This window comes from Photobacterium sp. J15 (genome assembly GCF_963870815.1).
Taxonomy (GTDB): Bacteria; Pseudomonadota; Gammaproteobacteria; order Enterobacterales; family Vibrionaceae; genus Photobacterium; species Photobacterium marinum.
On record NZ_CAWMUI010000001.1, the window covers coordinates 1,394,085 to 1,409,096 of the forward strand.

12 protein-coding genes are annotated in these 15,012 nt (G+C 46.9%); 3 read left to right on the forward strand and 9 right to left on the reverse strand.

The genetic code is table 11. The features are described 5' to 3' along the window. Positions 1–147 precede the first annotated feature (147 nt). Entirely contained in the window at positions 148–1,071 is a 924-nt protein-coding gene (locus tag AACQ93_RS06595; RefSeq protein WP_064603038.1) for a histone deacetylase family protein, read from the reverse strand. Between the two features lie 136 nt (positions 1,072–1,207). Here AACQ93_RS06595 and AACQ93_RS06600 point away from each other — a divergent pair, with 136 nt between their 5' ends. Next, complete coding sequence (locus AACQ93_RS06600; protein ID WP_007462295.1) at positions 1,208–1,549, forward strand: histidine triad nucleotide-binding protein; 342 nt, start codon at positions 1,208–1,210, stop codon at positions 1,547–1,549. Positions 1,550–1,568: 19 nt separating this feature from the next. Here the strand turns inward: AACQ93_RS06600 and AACQ93_RS06605 are convergent, their stop codons facing one another. Together AACQ93_RS06605 and AACQ93_RS06610 are read right to left on the reverse strand one after the other, a co-directional pair. Next, a complete protein-coding gene (locus AACQ93_RS06605) occupies positions 1,569–2,483 on the reverse strand; it encodes a DMT family transporter (protein ID WP_084419010.1) in 915 nt (304 codons plus the stop codon). Positions 2,484–2,730: 247 nt separating this feature from the next. Further along, positions 2,731–4,050 (reverse strand): ABC1 kinase family protein, encoded by a 1,320-nt coding sequence (locus AACQ93_RS06610; protein WP_064603040.1) that lies wholly within the window; start codon positions 4,048–4,050, stop codon positions 2,731–2,733. A gap of 205 nt (positions 4,051–4,255) precedes the next feature. On the opposite strand from AACQ93_RS06610, the gene AACQ93_RS06615 reads away from it, so the two are divergent. Beyond that, complete coding sequence (locus tag AACQ93_RS06615; RefSeq protein WP_064606540.1) at positions 4,256–4,870, forward strand: TetR/AcrR family transcriptional regulator; 615 nt, start codon at positions 4,256–4,258, stop codon at positions 4,868–4,870. 45 nt (positions 4,871–4,915) lie between these two features. Here AACQ93_RS06615 and AACQ93_RS06620 read toward each other — a convergent pair whose 3' ends face one another. Next, a complete protein-coding gene (locus tag AACQ93_RS06620; RefSeq protein ID WP_064603042.1) occupies positions 4,916–6,280 on the reverse strand; it encodes an 8-oxoguanine deaminase in 1,365 nt (454 codons plus the stop codon). A 337-nt stretch (positions 6,281–6,617) separates the two neighbouring features. Between AACQ93_RS06620 and AACQ93_RS06625 the strand changes: the two genes are divergently transcribed. Beyond that, positions 6,618–7,121: a DUF4442 domain-containing protein gene (locus AACQ93_RS06625; RefSeq protein ID WP_064603049.1), complete on the forward strand. Its 504-nt coding sequence runs from the start codon at positions 6,618–6,620 to the stop codon at positions 7,119–7,121. A gap of 68 nt (positions 7,122–7,189) precedes the next feature. Here the strand turns inward: AACQ93_RS06625 and AACQ93_RS06630 are convergent, their stop codons facing one another. The 5 genes from AACQ93_RS06630 to AACQ93_RS06650 form a co-directional block, all read right to left on the reverse strand. Next, positions 7,190–8,665: a peptide MFS transporter gene (locus tag AACQ93_RS06630; protein WP_064603052.1), complete on the reverse strand. Its 1,476-nt coding sequence runs from the start codon at positions 8,663–8,665 to the stop codon at positions 7,190–7,192. A 344-nt stretch (positions 8,666–9,009) separates the two neighbouring features. Further along, positions 9,010–9,438: an ion channel gene (locus AACQ93_RS06635; RefSeq protein WP_064603059.1), complete on the reverse strand. Its 429-nt coding sequence runs from the start codon at positions 9,436–9,438 to the stop codon at positions 9,010–9,012. A 68-nt stretch (positions 9,439–9,506) separates the two neighbouring features. After that, on the reverse strand, positions 9,507–10,745 hold the full coding sequence (locus tag AACQ93_RS06640; protein WP_007462314.1) for a cation:proton antiporter: 1,239 nt from the start codon (positions 10,743–10,745) through the stop codon (positions 9,507–9,509). Positions 10,746–10,984: 239 nt separating this feature from the next. Beyond that, a complete protein-coding gene (locus AACQ93_RS06645; RefSeq protein ID WP_064603060.1) occupies positions 10,985–13,111 on the reverse strand; it encodes a type I secretion system permease/ATPase in 2,127 nt (708 codons plus the stop codon). After that, complete coding sequence (locus tag AACQ93_RS06650) at positions 13,108–15,006, reverse strand: EAL domain-containing protein (RefSeq protein WP_232323292.1); 1,899 nt, start codon at positions 15,004–15,006, stop codon at positions 13,108–13,110. The genes AACQ93_RS06645 and AACQ93_RS06650 overlap by 4 nt, the downstream gene beginning before the upstream one ends. Positions 15,007–15,012: the final 6 nt, after the last annotated feature.

Here is a 15,012-nt window from a genome sequence, read left to right on the forward strand (position 1 = left end):
GACTTACTCTCCGACGCTAGTTAGTATTCTGACAATATTAGTCAAAACTGTAGCATTGTCAGGGGTGGTTGCTGAGTAGTCGAAGATTTTGCTTTTAAAACAACGTATGGCAGTTATTCATTCTTATCAGGTTGTAGATTCTGTTTTCTAACCATTAGCCAGCACATCAATATGGGTATGAACGCTGTGGGCCAGTGCTTCAAGGTCATAGCCGCCTTCCAGCGTCGAAACTATTCGGTTATCGGCGTAACACGCTGCCGCATCAACAATGAGTTTTGTCACCCAACGATAATCGCTTTCATCAAGCAGAAGTTGCCCGAGTGGGTCCGCTTTGTGGGCATCAAAACCCGCTGAGACAAAAATCATTTGTGGCTGGTGGTAATGCAGGGCCGGAAGCCAGTCTTGTTCAACGACGTTACGGAACTGATAACCTGTTGTTCCTGCACGTAATGGTGAGTTCACTATGTTTGGCCGCTGGATATCGTAATAGCGCAGGGGATAGAAAGGGTGCTGGAAGGTGGAGCATACCAGCACCTCCGGTCTGTTTTTGAACGCATCTACGGTGCCGTTACAGTGGTGAACGTCGAAATCGAGGATGGCAACCCGTTCGATCTCATCATGAGTCAGTGCCTGTTCGACCCCCACGGCAATATTATTAAAAAAGCAAAAACCCATCGCAGTGTTGTGTTCTGCGTGGTGTCCCGGCGGGCGTACAGCACAAAATGCATTCGATATCTTTTCTGAAAGTACCAGCTCTGTTGCCATGGTAACCGCCCCGGCGGCGAGCCGTGCTGCATGCATGGTATGGGGATTAAGGGCGGTATCAGGATCCGCATAAACCAGGCCGTGTTGCGGCTGCATACTGTCGAGCTTGCGGATGTAGTCAGCCGGGTGGACTCTTTCCAGTTGTTCGTTTGTTGCTGACTCAGCAGAGAGCCATGTGACCTGGTTTCCTAATTCAGTAGAAGCCAGATAGCTAGTGATGGCACCTAGGCGTTCGGGGCACTCCGGGTGTTGCTCCCCCATTGTATGCAGCAGGTAATCTCCGTGGGTAATGAATGCTGTCGTCATTGCTGCGGCTCCTTCCCGAAAATGATCTCAGTGCTACGACATACTCCACTTAGAGAAATCCTGATGTAGCGCTTATGCTTAAGATATTCTGGCTATCTAAATATAGTTAAGCTGCCAAGATTGAGCGAGGAATCTAATGGATTGTATTTTCTGCAAAATTGCGAGCAAAGAGATCTCGACGAGTCTGGTTTATGAGGATGATCAGGTCGTTGCTTTCAGGGATAATGATCCGCAGGCACCGACTCATATACTCATCATTCCAAGAGAACATATCTCGACTATCAATGAGTTCAATGACAGTCACAGCGGGCTGATCAGCCATATGATGCTAACGGCGACCCAGATTGCGCGGGAGCTGGATATAGCGGATGACGGGTATCGTCTGGTATGGAACTGTAATCTGAAAGGCGGGCAGGCGGTTTTCCATATCCACCTGCATTTATTGGGCGGCCGCGAAATGAAATGGCCGCCGGGTTAATCCTGATTGTTAACCATGGTTAGTGATGTTGATGACGGCGTATGGCGGCAATGAATGAAGAGCTGCCTATCATCACCAGCATGGAAATCATCACAATGACCACGCCATAGCCGATGTGTGACCATGGCTCAATATGCCCCTGCATACGGTTCACGATCAATACCATTACCGGGATCAGGTATGTGTAAGCCGAAACCTGTTCCGGGGCAAGTGCTACGCTTCCTTGCTGAAACAGGAAGAAGCTAAGAGCTGTGGCAAATACCGCTAGATAGCCGATACCCATCCAGATATCTACCGAAACTGACGACCAGTCTGTTGCGACTAGTTTTAAGCCTGCACCAAGAGTAAGAAGGCCGGTTGCACAGACTAATGTCCAGCATGTCATGTAAGTAATCGACTCACCCCTATAGAGTTTTTTCACAACAATAGGGTTCAGCGCCATGGCGAAACAGCCGAATAGGTAAATCTTATTCGATGTTGTCAGTGCAATTGAAGATGCGGCAGAAAGATCACCACGGAAAATAATCAGTCCGGCGCCGAGCATACCGCCGAGCAGGGCAATGATGACAGTCATTGGTGTTCTGCGTCTGAAAATGACTGCTGCCAGCAATGCGCTCATTAAGGGTACGGTTGTGTATAACGCACTGGTATCAAGCGCACTGGTATCTTGCAGGGCAATAAACATAGCCACAAAGTAAGTCAGCGCCGGCAGGCAGATCAAGGTATAACGACCAAGATCTCTGGCACTTGGCAGTCGAAGTTGTCTCTGTACCAGCAATAATCCCAGAAACAGAATGCTGGCAAGCAGATAACGTACCCAGGTGACAACCAACGGATTCAGCTGCGCAGTGATAAAGCTGCCAATCGGAAAAGAAAGACTAATCAATGCTGTAAAGATAAACATCTTCAGATGCGCAACACGGTTTGTTGTCATAGGCTCGTTACTCGTTGTCGGTTGGAAAGGGGAGGGAATGTTGATGGGGGCTATTTAATCAATACTTGACTTTTGGGTCAAGAAATATGTGACACTAATCACAGACAATTTTGCACAGGTATTTCCGTTATGTTGGCTATGGATTAGCCCCGGCGGGATGGTGGTTTAGCCGGGACTGGGTATAGGTGTTAAAGAGTATGGCTCCACCGTAAAACAGCCTCACCGTGAATGACGCAAAGAAGTCGAATTATAGTGAATAGGGCATAAAGATCCGGCTGACATTGACTCTGGCTTTCAGCCGGGCTGCAAGCAGGTAAAGGCCGCCAAGCTTCCGGTGAAGGAAAATGGCATCAGCCGGTGGTGTATGCCAGTAACCCTGTTCCATACTTAGTGCCGTACCTGCATCACGTATTCGGGTAGCCAAATCTGTTACACCAAAATCGTATTCACCGTTGAATTTGAGGGGTTCGCAAGCCTGAACGCAGAGATCAATCACAGCTTCTTGTTGCTGAGGTTCTATCGGTTGGCTGAAGAAGCCGATTTGGCACAACGCGTCTTGCATCATTTTTCTGTTATCGGTAACGGCACCGCTCATTAACTGACGGTAGCCTTCCGAAATAAAGTCAGGATAGGGGCGGGTGGCACCAAAATCGAGTAGAACCAATTGGTGCGTGCTTTTGTTGTAGAGAAAGTTGGCAAAATTAGGATCAGTTTGTACTAGTCGAAATTCGAAAATCTCACGGAAAAGGAGCTTGAATGCCAGCTCCATTACCCTGTTACGAATAAATTGTGACTGATTGCTCAGTGACTCAATGGGCTCACCTTCAACATAGCTCATTGCCAGAATATTACTTGTTGTCAGGTCGTCGAATACTTCTGGCAGCAAATAATCATCATCAGCTAGCAGGCTTTTGTAGGTGCGTAATAAGCGTGCTTCCAGCTGGTAATCGGCTTCGGCATGAAGTTGGTGTTTGGCCTCTTCCAGCAGAGCTTTAAAGTCGACCTCTTTGGGAATTAGGCCGCTTATATTCAGCAGAGTTGCTACATTATCAACATCACTGTCGATACTTTCCTTGATGCCCGGATATTGAATCTTCAGTGCGAGATGGCGCCCGTCATGTGTACTGGCGGCATGGACCTGACCAATAGATGCCGCAGCCACCGGGTAAAATGAAAATTGACTGAATTGAGTCTGCCAATTCGGATTCCATTCTGTTTCAAGAACATGGTTTAGTTGGCTGATCGGCATCGCTCTGGCGTCTGCCCTTAAGCGTGAAAGCAGCTCAGCGAGTTCTTTTGGTAACAGATCACCTGCATCCATAGAAAGTAGTTGGCCGACCTTCATTGCTGCACCACGAAGCTGAGCAAGTTGATCAGCAACGCGAATCGCATTAGCCGGTGTCAGCAGCAAATCACTGGTTTTGGGTCGGTTACCTTTAGCCAGTTGTCTGACACCTTCGGTGAGCATACCTGTTGCTATACGTGAGGCTAGTGAGCCGAGTTTGGTCATTCTGGCTATGCGGCTTTTAGGGACTTTAGCAAAATTCCGATCATCCGTTTTGTTCATTACAGGCTCCGTTCAAGGCACTATTTGCTAATGATATTGGGTCTTTTCGGTATCAGATACGCTCAAATCTTGCTAAGGGTTTAATGTCATTGGCATTGAGTTACGGATGTTTTGATGTCACTTTCGATGTCATACCAGATCCATTATGATTTATCGCAGTAAAAACAAAGTACTGAATAAGTACAGTGTAGGAGACGGGGCTTTAATGTCGCGAATCAGAGAGAAAAACCAGGAACAGATCATTCAGGCCGCCTGCCAGTATTTTGCCGAGCAGAGTTATGCTGCTGCGAAAGTCGCCGACATTGCCAAAGCAGCCGGAGTGCCGAAACCGAATGTTTACTATTACTTTAAGTCGAAAGATCAGTTGTACAGGGCTGTGCTGGAGAGTGTGACTCAGCCTTTGCTTCAAGCCTCAAAACCCATTGAGTTGCTTGACGATCCGGCTGAAGCTTTGAGTGAATATATCAAAGCCAAGTTGAGGATTTCCCGCGATCACTCTTATGCTTCGAAAGTGTTCGCGAATGAAATGATGTCCGGTGCTAAATATTTGCCTCAGGACATTGCCGACCAGTTGCAAAGCCAGTCGAAGATGATCATCAGCAAGTTTGAAAACTGGATTGAGCAGGGTGCGATGGACAATGTATCGCCGCAGCATCTCATGTTTACTATCTGGGCAACAACACAAACCTATGCTGACTTCAGCTGGCAGATTTGTAAGGTGATGGAAAAAGAACAGCTTGATGATCAGGACTTTACTGAAGCAGCGGCATTTCTGACTCGTATAGTGCTCAGAGGTTGCGGGCTAGAGGAACATGAATAAAGCCGATCATTTGGATCGGCTTAGATCTTAATAGATTTTAACTAATTATCTGGCTTGCTGAGCTTTCATGGCCAGACGTTTGGCTGCATTACAGTGTTTGTGCAGCAACTGCTCAAGATCAACTCCGATAACATGACCATCGTGAACCCGCCACTGACCGGCAACCATAACACGGTCTGCTTGGTGGGCACCGCACAGGATCAGCGCGGCTAGCGGGTCATGGGCACCGGAGAAGCGGATATCATCTAAGCGGAACATCGCAATATCAGCCTGCTTACCGACGGCAAGAGTGCCGATATCACTGCGGCCCATCGCTTTGGCTGATCCTGAAGTTGCCCAGCGCAGGGCGTCGAAGTGAGTAACATCAGCGGAGCCATAGCGCAGTCGCTGGATGTATAGCGCCATTCTAACTTCATTGATCATATTGGAGCCGTCGTTGGATGCAGAGCCGTCAACGCCAAGGCCGACATTTGCTCCAGCGGCTTCCAGCTCTTTGTTTCGGCATATGCCTGAGGCCAGCATCATATTGGATGATGGGCAATGACAGATCCCGACTTTTGCTTCACCTAAGCGTTTAATTTCTTCGTCGTTAAAATGGATACCATGTGCCAGCCAGGTTCTGTGGTTCAGCCAGCCGACATCTTCGAGGTAATCAACCGGCCTTAATCCGAATTGTTGCAGGCAGAAGTCTTCTTCATCAATGGTTTCACAAAGATGGGTGTGAACCATGATATTTTCAGTTTTTGCGATCCGGGCGGTTTCCCTCATTAGTGAGGTAGTCACAGAGAATGGAGAGCAGGGCGCAAGAGCCAGCTGGATCATGGCTCCGTCACCGCGCTGGTGGTAGTCACGGATCAGGCGCAGGCTGTCGTCTATGATAGTTTGCTCGTTCTGAATGGTATGACGGGGAGGCAAGCCGCCGTCGTCTTCACCTAAGCTCATTGAGCCCCGGGTGAAAATCGCACGTACGCCCAGTTTTTTTGCTGCTTCAACCTGGAGATCAATTGCGTGTTCAAGCCCGGTAGGGATGAGGTAGTGATGGTCGGAAGCCGTTGTACAGCCGGACATCATGAGTTCTACCAAAGCCAACTCGGTAGCCAGGCTCATCATCTCTTCATCGAGTCCTGCCCATATGGGGTAGAGGGTTTTCAGCCAGTGGAATAACTCTTTGTTAAGTGCGTCAGGATAGGCACGGGTAAGAGTCTGGTAGAAATGGTGGTGGGCATTAATTAGTCCGGGAGTGACAACATGCTGGCTGGCATCGACAACAGCATCTATTTTCTGGCTCGGTTCGTTACCTGAACCGACAAGCTCAATAACCTTATCACCTTGTATAACGACACCACCGCGGGCATCTTCATCAGTTCCGGTGAAAATAGCTAATGGGTTTTTAAGCCAAATGGTTTCCATTCATAGTAGTCCTTAGCCATCTCAGCCTTTTCAGGGGAGAGGGTCTTTAATCGTATTTTTAGTTAATCGGAAATGTCGGGTTGTTGCTCCCGGTTTTGATCTTGGCCGGAAGCAATTCATGGGAAGATTATCAAGGCTTTATGTAATATGTCTGCGCTTTTGATCAATATCTTAATTGTCGAGATCCGATTTATTGTGTCATTCATCATTTTGTGCGGTGTTTTTGTTCTTTTCAGGTGGTTTATTTGTAGTTTTTAGCTATTGATGTATAGAAAATTGACAATTTTCATATTGGCGACTTAACTGGTCTAATGAGTTAGCTTAAAGAGGCAAGGCCATGGATAGCAGAGTCGCTCAGGCAAATAAGCTGTTGAAAAGGTTCGCTCAAGAGAAGGTCAAATTGATTGATTATTGCGAGCCCAAGATATTAGAAATTAGTGATGAACATCTTTCTCTGAAAATTCCGCTGAATGATAAAACTAAAAACCATCTGGAAAGCATGTACTTCGGAGCCCTGGCTATTGGCGCTGATGTGGCAGCTGGACTATTGGCGATGGAGATGGCTGGTCACTCGGGAATGGATGTCTCACTGGCATTCAAATCGGTTCAGGGTGAGTTCTTCCGCCGCCCGGAAGCGGATGTGGTCTTTAGCTGTTATCAGGGAAGTATGATTCGTGAGATGTTGGACAGAAGCTGTATGACCGGTGAGCGAATTAATGAGCCAGTGTCAGTAACGGTAACGTGCCCGGATAAAGACGGTAATGAACCGGTGGCCTGCTTCAACCTGACCTTATCATTAAAGGTTGCATCGCCGATTGCTCAGCAGCAGACAGGTTCTTGAACAGATTCCTGGAATAAAATGGCCTCCCTTGGGAGGCCATTGTTATGAATAATAAAAGGTAAGAGGTATTAACCTTCAGCCTCCGGCATCGCCACCCCTTGTGCTTCTTCGCTGCTCTTCAGCATTGCGCGGATGACACGTGACGCCATCAGAGCCACTGCTACCATCACTACAGCTAGTACGGTTAGTGTGCTGAAGTAGCCGCCGTAAACTGTCTGTACGATTTCCTGAGTGATTTCCTGTCCTTTTTCCAGAGCGATAGAAGTAGAGAATACCGCACCAACGATACCACTCAGTGCGATAGCAACAGAGAACAGGCTGACTGAGAAGTTTTCAATATGTTTAGGTGCCACAGACAGGATGAAGGCTACCACCAGGCTACCAACAATAACTTCAGCCAGAGCCTGGAAGAAGTGGACGGCCAGGAATACTTCAGGACGGATAATCGCATCTGGGCCGACAGACATCACTGCCATCGTCAGGATACCGAACGCAATCGCAGTCAGGACAAAGGCAAAGCCAACCTTTGTTGCGGTAGAGAAATTGATGTTGCGTTTTTCAAGGTTCGAGAAAGTTATCGCAACGATTGGGCCACCGACGATACACCACAGCGGGTTCATCGCCATAGAAGCTTCTGGTGCAAATGGAATAAAGCCGAACAAATCACCACGCATGGTATTAATGGTTACCATGGTCATGGAAGTCATTATTTGGCCGTAGTAAACGAAGAATGCGGTAGTTAGCGCGCTCATGATCAGGATTGTACCCATCTTCAGTGCGTCTGACTTTTCTGCTTTTAGCATCAGAGAGATGAAGTAACCGATCGCTGCTGCACCGATCGCATATACGATGTTCTGACCTATATCCATGTTAGAAAACATGAAGAACACCAGACTAATCATTGAAATAGAGACGGCGATAAATGCAGCCCAGTTTTTAGCGCTGACTGGCTTCTGATCGATTTCTGCGGCAACGGTCTTCAGTTGTTTGCGGAATATCGCCAGGATAACGAAAGCAATGAATGCCATTGATGCAGACAGGGCAAAGCTACCGTTGAAACCCAGAACAAGAACAAACATCGGGAACAGGTACTGGCCAAGGAAAGCACCGATGTTGTTAACGGAGTAGTTTACCGGATAGCCGTTTTCAAAGTCTTCTTCTGTAGCAAAAGTGCGTTTATAAAGGCTTGGGTAAGAAGGTGACATCAGACCTCGGGAGTAACTTGCCAATGCAATACCCACCAGGCTCATTGGTACGTTTAGGGTCGATGCGCCTAGCACCAAGAGGGTGTAACCGACAGCAAAACCGCTGAAGCTGAAGGTTAGTGAGCGATAAGCTCCAAGGAATTTATCTGCAATAAAACCACCGGCAATTGCGAATAAAGGACCAATAGATGAAAACGCACCAACAACCATCATGGTATCGGCTTCACTGTACCCGAGATCTTCTAAGAAGAAGCGGGTCAAAATAACCATTACGCCGTAAAAAGACAGGCCAAACATCATTTGGCAAATCATCATGGATTTATTTAATTTATTCCACATAACTCATTCTCTGTGTTAATGGATGATCGGAAAGTGTGTTTGTAACACTTTGTAAATGTATGCCGATGCTACCATTAATAATGGTTGCCGACTTTTGTTTTGAGTCGCAAAAACGCATCTTTATTCATTACTTTTTTTTATATCTGAATTTAATTTTTCTCATTGAGGTGGTTATTTTTGATAGCGATATATTTCGTTTTTTGCTGGTTATGTAGAGAATTGTATGAGGTTTATGTCTTTTCCAAGACATTATTAAACATTTGATGTAGGTGAGTTTTTGTATTTGCAATATTTCTGATAATGATGAAATGAGCTCAAATATCACTATTTGTAACACAAATGAATTATTTTCCAAGGTTCCAATAACGTCGCATTTCCAAATAAAGAAAAGAGGCTGTCCAGGTTATTAAAACTAATCCTGTTAATGATTCGATACCAGTGAGATAACGCAGGTTACCGGTCGGTTCAATATCACCGAAGCCCAGCGTCGTAAATGTAGTAAAAGAGAAATAAGTGCAATCTAATAAGCTACCGTCAAAATTACCGGATAAATTTCCCCAGCCTTCGTGGTGATGCATCCAATAATAGGCGAATGCAAAAATCCAGACTTCCACAGTATGTGCAATGAGTGCGCCGAAAACACCAATAACAATTCTGAAGCGATGAAATATGGTCATTTTAGGAATGAGAGTCGTGAGGTGATATAGAAACTCGTAATGGATAATGACCGCAATGACAGCTATGGCGCTGTTGACGATAAAAATGAAAATCACTTTGCCATTCCTTATGCTGTGTATTCCTCAGGTGAAATATGTTGTGCTCCCTGCTAAACCTAGCTTAATCATGGCTCTGTATTCTCGGGCCTCGCATAGATAAGTTTCAAAAGTATCGGGGTTAGCAGCGTTGTCACAACGGCCATAATGACGACTGCAGAGTATATGTTGTCAATTATCGGGTGTTTAACTGTCAGAGAATCAAATAATCCAGCTTTCAGGGCGATATCGGCGATGACCAGCTCTACAGCACCACGGGCACTCATACCGACACCAATCGCAGTGGCTTCCTGCCAGCTCATCCCAATCATTTTTGCAGCAACTCCGGCTGCCAGGAACTTACCTAAGAATGCCGTTAGCAAAAGAAGTCCGACAAATACAGGGACAACAAAAATGGCTGTAATATCTAAATGAAGCCCGACGGAAGCAAAAAAGATTGGTGCCAGGAAACCATAGGTGATGGCAGAAACTTTGTTGCGAACTTCTTCGTAGGCTTCCGGGTCGATGGTTTTCCTGTCGAAGAACAGGCCGGCTATGAAGGCACCGATGATAAAGTGTAAATCAAGAACTTCCGCCAGCACCGCAAACGCCATCGCTCCGACCAGCAGGGAGGTAAACTTAAATTCCCGCTCTTTAATTGCTCCTATGAAACGTCCACCCAGCGGGAAAATGAACACCCCGACAAAAATTGTGATGATGAAAAAGGCGGCCATTTTAGTCACAAGAGGAATGATTTCGACATTGCTGACTGAAGGATCTGTGGCGATTAATGCCGTCAGCCAAGTTAGCAACAGCAGGCTTAGAACATCATCAAAAACAGCAGCAGAAACGATTATTTGTCCGGAAGCTGAATTAAGTTTGCCAAGATCCATCAGAATTCGCACAGTCGCCGGGACAGCAGTAATCGACAGGGCGGTACCAAGAAAAATACACTGAGCAAAAAAGACATCTGAATGAGGCAGGAACAGCCATCCCAGCCCGACTCCCAGCAACATCGGCAAAATCATACCAAATATCGCAACTATTAATGCTCCACGGGAGTACTCGATCAGTTTGTTGGGTTGAAGCTCCAGTCCGGCCAGCAACATAATGAAAAACATGCCAAGATCTGTGATGGCGTGAAATACCGGATCATGTTCAACGCCATGCAGGAATGGGAGTAACTCGGTGTATTGTGCGGCAATTACGCCAAGAGTAATCCCGGCAATGAGTTCGCCGACCAGACTCGGTTGTCCTAAACGTTCGGCAATTTCACCAAAGATTCGGGTAGTTACGAGGAGAGTGAGCAGAATGAAAAAAAGTTCCATAACCTATCCTGGCGGCGAGCATGATGTCGACAGTAGATGGCGAATAGTGTCAGGGTAATTGTTTTATTTTCAGTGGCTTTAAATAGAGAATAGTTTTCGTCGGATAAGAGAGCAAGCCGTTGTTGATGGATATCCTTCGCCAGCTTGAGAGGGCTGGGTGTTTATTCGGACATAAAAGAAAAGCCGCATCATGCGGCTTTTCTGCAGATATTGTTTTTAAAGCACAAAGCGTTTTGTGATTAGTTGTTAGCTGCATTGGCACGACTAATACTGCCTTGGCGCAGTTGTTCCAATATCTGAGCTTTAGGGCCGTCAGCAAGCACGTGTCCCCGCTCCATTACGATAATCCTGTCGACCACATCCAGCATATTGGTCTTGTGGGTGATTAGGATAAGGGTTTCCTTTTCTGTCAGATTTGCCAGCTGATGTTTTATAAATAACTCTGAGCGGTTATCCATGCTGCTGGTCGGTTCATCCATTAACAATACAGGTGGCTTGGTAAGTAGTGCCCTGGCGATGGCAACAGACTGACGTTGCCCACCGGATAATGCGCGCCCACCTTCACCGACCTGTTTTTCAAGGCCTGCGCTGTCTTGCTGGGTGAAGCTGGTGACTCCGGCACGTTCTGCCGCCAGCATGATATCTTTATCGCTAGCCAGTGGGCGGCCAAGTGTAATGTTGTCCCTAATCGAACCGAAAAAGAGTGAAACATCCTGCGGGACACAGCCAATGTTGCGGCGTACATCAATATGGTGGAGTTGGTTGATGTCGGTATCGTCGATCCGAACTGCACCGTCTGTAGGCTGATAGAGCCCCATAATCAGGCGTTCCAGTGATGTTTTACCTGAACCGATACGCCCGATGATAGCCACTTTTTCACCTGGATTTATGGTAAAACTGACATCTTTAAGGGCAGGAGTGGAACTGTCCGGATAACTGAAGCTTACTCGGTCAAATTCAATTTTTCCTTTAACAACCGGGCGATGAATATAGCGTTTGCCCTCTTCTTGCTCCGTTGGCATCTCCATCAGCTGTTCAATGATAGTCATTGCTGATTTCGCCTGGTTGTAGCGAGTCGACAGTAAAGACAGCTGAACCAGAGGACCGACAGCGCGACCACTCAACATGGTTGAAGCAATAAGGCCGCCCATAGATAGCTGTCCGTCGGCAATCAGGTAAACACCTAACACTACCATGGCGACAGAGACAAATTGCTGGAGGAAACCGGCCGTATTCTGTACAGAATCAGTCAGTTTGCGGGATTTGATGCCCCAGTTTGCCATGTGAGCAACGGCTTCTTCCCAACGGTATTGAAACTGGTTTTGCGCCCCAAACAGCTTGATGGTTTCCAGTCCGGACAGGCTTTCAATCAGGTTGGCATGTTTTTGGGACGACAGGCGAGATCCTTCTTCGATAGTACGGCGAAGTGGCTTCTGAATGAACATGCTGTAGATCACAAGGATAGCGACGGCAATCAATGGCACTAGTGCCAGTGGACCGCCGACAAACCAGATGATAATCAGAAACATCAGGGCAAAAGGCAGATCAATCAGCGATGAAATCGTTGCTGATGTAAAGAACTCCCGGATGGATTCAAATTCCTGCATGTGGCGGGCAAACGCACCGACAGAAGCTGGTCTGGCTTCCATCCTGATCCCCATCACTCTGCCGAAGATCTTGGCGGAAATCAGTAGATCAGACTTTTTGCCAGCAAGATCAATGAAGTAACTCCGCATTAGCTTCAATACAGTATCAAAGACAAAGATGATACTGATACCGACAGCCAGCACCCAGAGTGAATCAAAGGCGAGGTTAGGGACGATTTTGTCATAGACCAGCCTGGTAAAAAGCGGCGCAGAAATCGCAAAAACATTAATTAGAATGGAAGCGATAAACACGTCGCGGTAAATGGATCGCGATTCCCACAGTGTGCTCCAGAACCAGTGCCCTTCGCGGGTTTTTAATATTTCCGGGGAACGTTCGTCATAGCGAAAGCGTTTTTTGAACAGAAAAAGCTGTCCGGTGTACTGCTTGTTGAGCTCATCAACACTAATCCATTGTTGTGAACTGTCGTCATGGGACAAAATGACTTCAGCCTCATTTTTTTCTTTATCGATGCCAAGAATGACGCAGGCGTCACCCCCTTTGAGCAGGGCGATAACCGGAAATAGCAGAGGCGGGATCTCGTCAAGTGCCATCTTGTTAGCTTTGGCTTGAAGGCCGGCTTTTTCTGCAGCACGAGGTAGCAGGAAAGGGGTAAGTAAACCGTCGGCCAGTGGTAATTCGGCAATCAACGCATCTGGTGAGTTTGCCTGGCCATAGTAACGGCTGACGTAGATGAGCGATTTTAGTAATGGATCTTTCATACCGCTTCCTCGCGTTTCATTTCATCTACAACAAACCCCTGGAAGCCCTTGACCTGCATCTCAGCCAGTTTGTTTATCTGCCTTGTGGTTTCAACTCGTGAGGCAATAGCTGTAATTGACAGGTTGCTGGCTGTACGGGTAATTGATGTTAGCAGATCGGCCTTAACTTCATTATCAACCTGGGTGGTGTAGGCAAAGTCGAGCTTCACATAAGCCGGAAGAACTTTACTGAGGTAGCTGACTGAGCTGAAGTTATGACCAAAGTTATCTATACCAAAAGCGAAACTGTTCTGATGGATCATTTCACACAGCAGATCGGTATCGTTACTGTGTTTGATAAAGCTGATTTCTGGTAGCTCAAACAGGATGCGTTCACTCAGATCCTGGTTTGCTTTCATTTTATTGCAAAGCCAGCGGATGAAGCCTGTATCACTGATGCTGCTTTGGGTAATGTTAACGGCAATCGGACCGAGTTCAGGATCATCTTCGAGTTTTTTGAACAGTTGCTCAATAATGTGCATGTCCAGCTGAGGGCCAGCATTGAGCTGTTCAACTGCACCGACAAATTGCCCGGCTGTGTAGCGTTCTTCACCTTTTTGGATGTAGGCGAAAACTTCTTTGTGAAGCGTTTCACCGTTGTCATTAATGGCTTTCTGGAACTTAAACCGGAACAGATTGTTGGCAATTGCCTCGTCAACCAGTGCCTTCCATTGCAGCTTACCCATTGTTGCAGCTTGTTGGGCATTATCGAATACAGTCAGCGGTTCTTTCGGTTGCTGGCGTGCTTGTGTCAGGGCGTTATCTGCCTGCGCCAGAATGGTCGAAATAGTATCGGATTCGTTACGAACAACGACACCGACGGCAGCTTGTACCGGGCTGACATCAAGCGGATCGCTGTGCAGTTCTTCGCTCATATGAAGCATGGACCTGCCCAGTGAAACAAGCTCGGACGTTGAGGTGTTCGGTGCCAGCAAAATGAACTCAGCCTGTGTCAGTCTGGCAATAGTGAAGTTGTCAGAAGTCAGGCTTTTAATTCGGTTCGCCAGCTTTTCAACCAGTTTGTCCCCGGCCTCGTAGCCGCTTTTTTCATAGCTGTCTTTGATTAAATCAACTCTTAACAGTACAACACCACCTTTGGACGAACCGTTCAGCCAGGATTGTAACTGAGTGATCAGGTAACTGCGGTTAGCCAGACCGGAAACCGGATCCTGGAAAGCTCGAATCCTTAGGCGATCCGCTTCTTGAGCCTGCTGTTCAAAATGCATCTTAAGCTGTGCGCTCATATGGTTGAAAGCCTTAACCACATCACTTAGCTCACGGGTATGTGGTACCTGAAGTGGTTTGCCAAACTGATTTTTCGACATGGCTTTGGCGCTTTTTTGAATTGCCTTGAGTGGGTGCAAAACCCGGGAAAGAATGAAAACAAGCAGCACTCCACCAAACAGGAAGGTAATAGAGAAACCGAAAACCAACTGCATTGTTGCATGCCATAGCTTTTGATAGGCATGTGCAGGATTGCTGGTGACTGTTAGTTCGCCCAACTGCATCCAGCCACTGGTCAGGGTGGAAGTGCGGGTGATTGAGGTGATTTCAATGCGACTGCGGAACCACTCGGGTACGCCTGTAATTTTGGCCGGATAAGCTCGTTCTATCTTTTTGTTTTCCTGAAACAGTTCCAGGCTGACTTTATTGTAAAAACTGCCGTCAAATGTTGCATTGATAACCGACTCCATTGCGATATCATCACCGGTCTCCAGATACGGAGCGAGGGCCATGCCGACCGCACTTACCGCATTATCGATTTCAGTTGTTTGATGTTCACGCAGAAAGTTACGGGTAGTGTTGAACTGGATCACGAACACTGAAGTGATAAGTGTGAAAAATATAATCAGCATCCATAT

Coding starts and splice junctions, on each gene's coding strand:
- AACQ93_RS06595 (WP_064603038.1), bottom strand. CDS start 1,071: ATGACGACAGCATTCATTACCCACGGAGATTACCTGCTGCATACAATG.
- AACQ93_RS06600 (WP_007462295.1), top strand. CDS start 1,208: ATGGATTGTATTTTCTGCAAAATTGCGAGCAAAGAGATCTCGACGAGT.
- AACQ93_RS06605 (WP_084419010.1), bottom strand. CDS start 2,483: ATGACAACAAACCGTGTTGCGCATCTGAAGATGTTTATCTTTACAGCA.
- AACQ93_RS06610 (WP_064603040.1), bottom strand. CDS start 4,050: ATGAACAAAACGGATGATCGGAATTTTGCTAAAGTCCCTAAAAGCCGC.
- AACQ93_RS06615 (WP_064606540.1), top strand. CDS start 4,256: ATGTCGCGAATCAGAGAGAAAAACCAGGAACAGATCATTCAGGCCGCC.
- AACQ93_RS06620 (WP_064603042.1), bottom strand. CDS start 6,280: ATGGAAACCATTTGGCTTAAAAACCCATTAGCTATTTTCACCGGAACT.
- AACQ93_RS06625 (WP_064603049.1), top strand. CDS start 6,618: ATGGATAGCAGAGTCGCTCAGGCAAATAAGCTGTTGAAAAGGTTCGCT.
- AACQ93_RS06630 (WP_064603052.1), bottom strand. CDS start 8,665: ATGTGGAATAAATTAAATAAATCCATGATGATTTGCCAAATGATGTTT.
- AACQ93_RS06640 (WP_007462314.1), bottom strand. CDS start 10,745: ATGGAACTTTTTTTCATTCTGCTCACTCTCCTCGTAACTACCCGAATC.
- AACQ93_RS06645 (WP_064603060.1), bottom strand. CDS start 13,111: ATGAAAGATCCATTACTAAAATCGCTCATCTACGTCAGCCGTTACTAT.
- AACQ93_RS06650 (WP_232323292.1), bottom strand. CDS start 15,006: ATGCTGATTATATTTTTCACACTTATCACTTCAGTGTTCGTGATCCAG.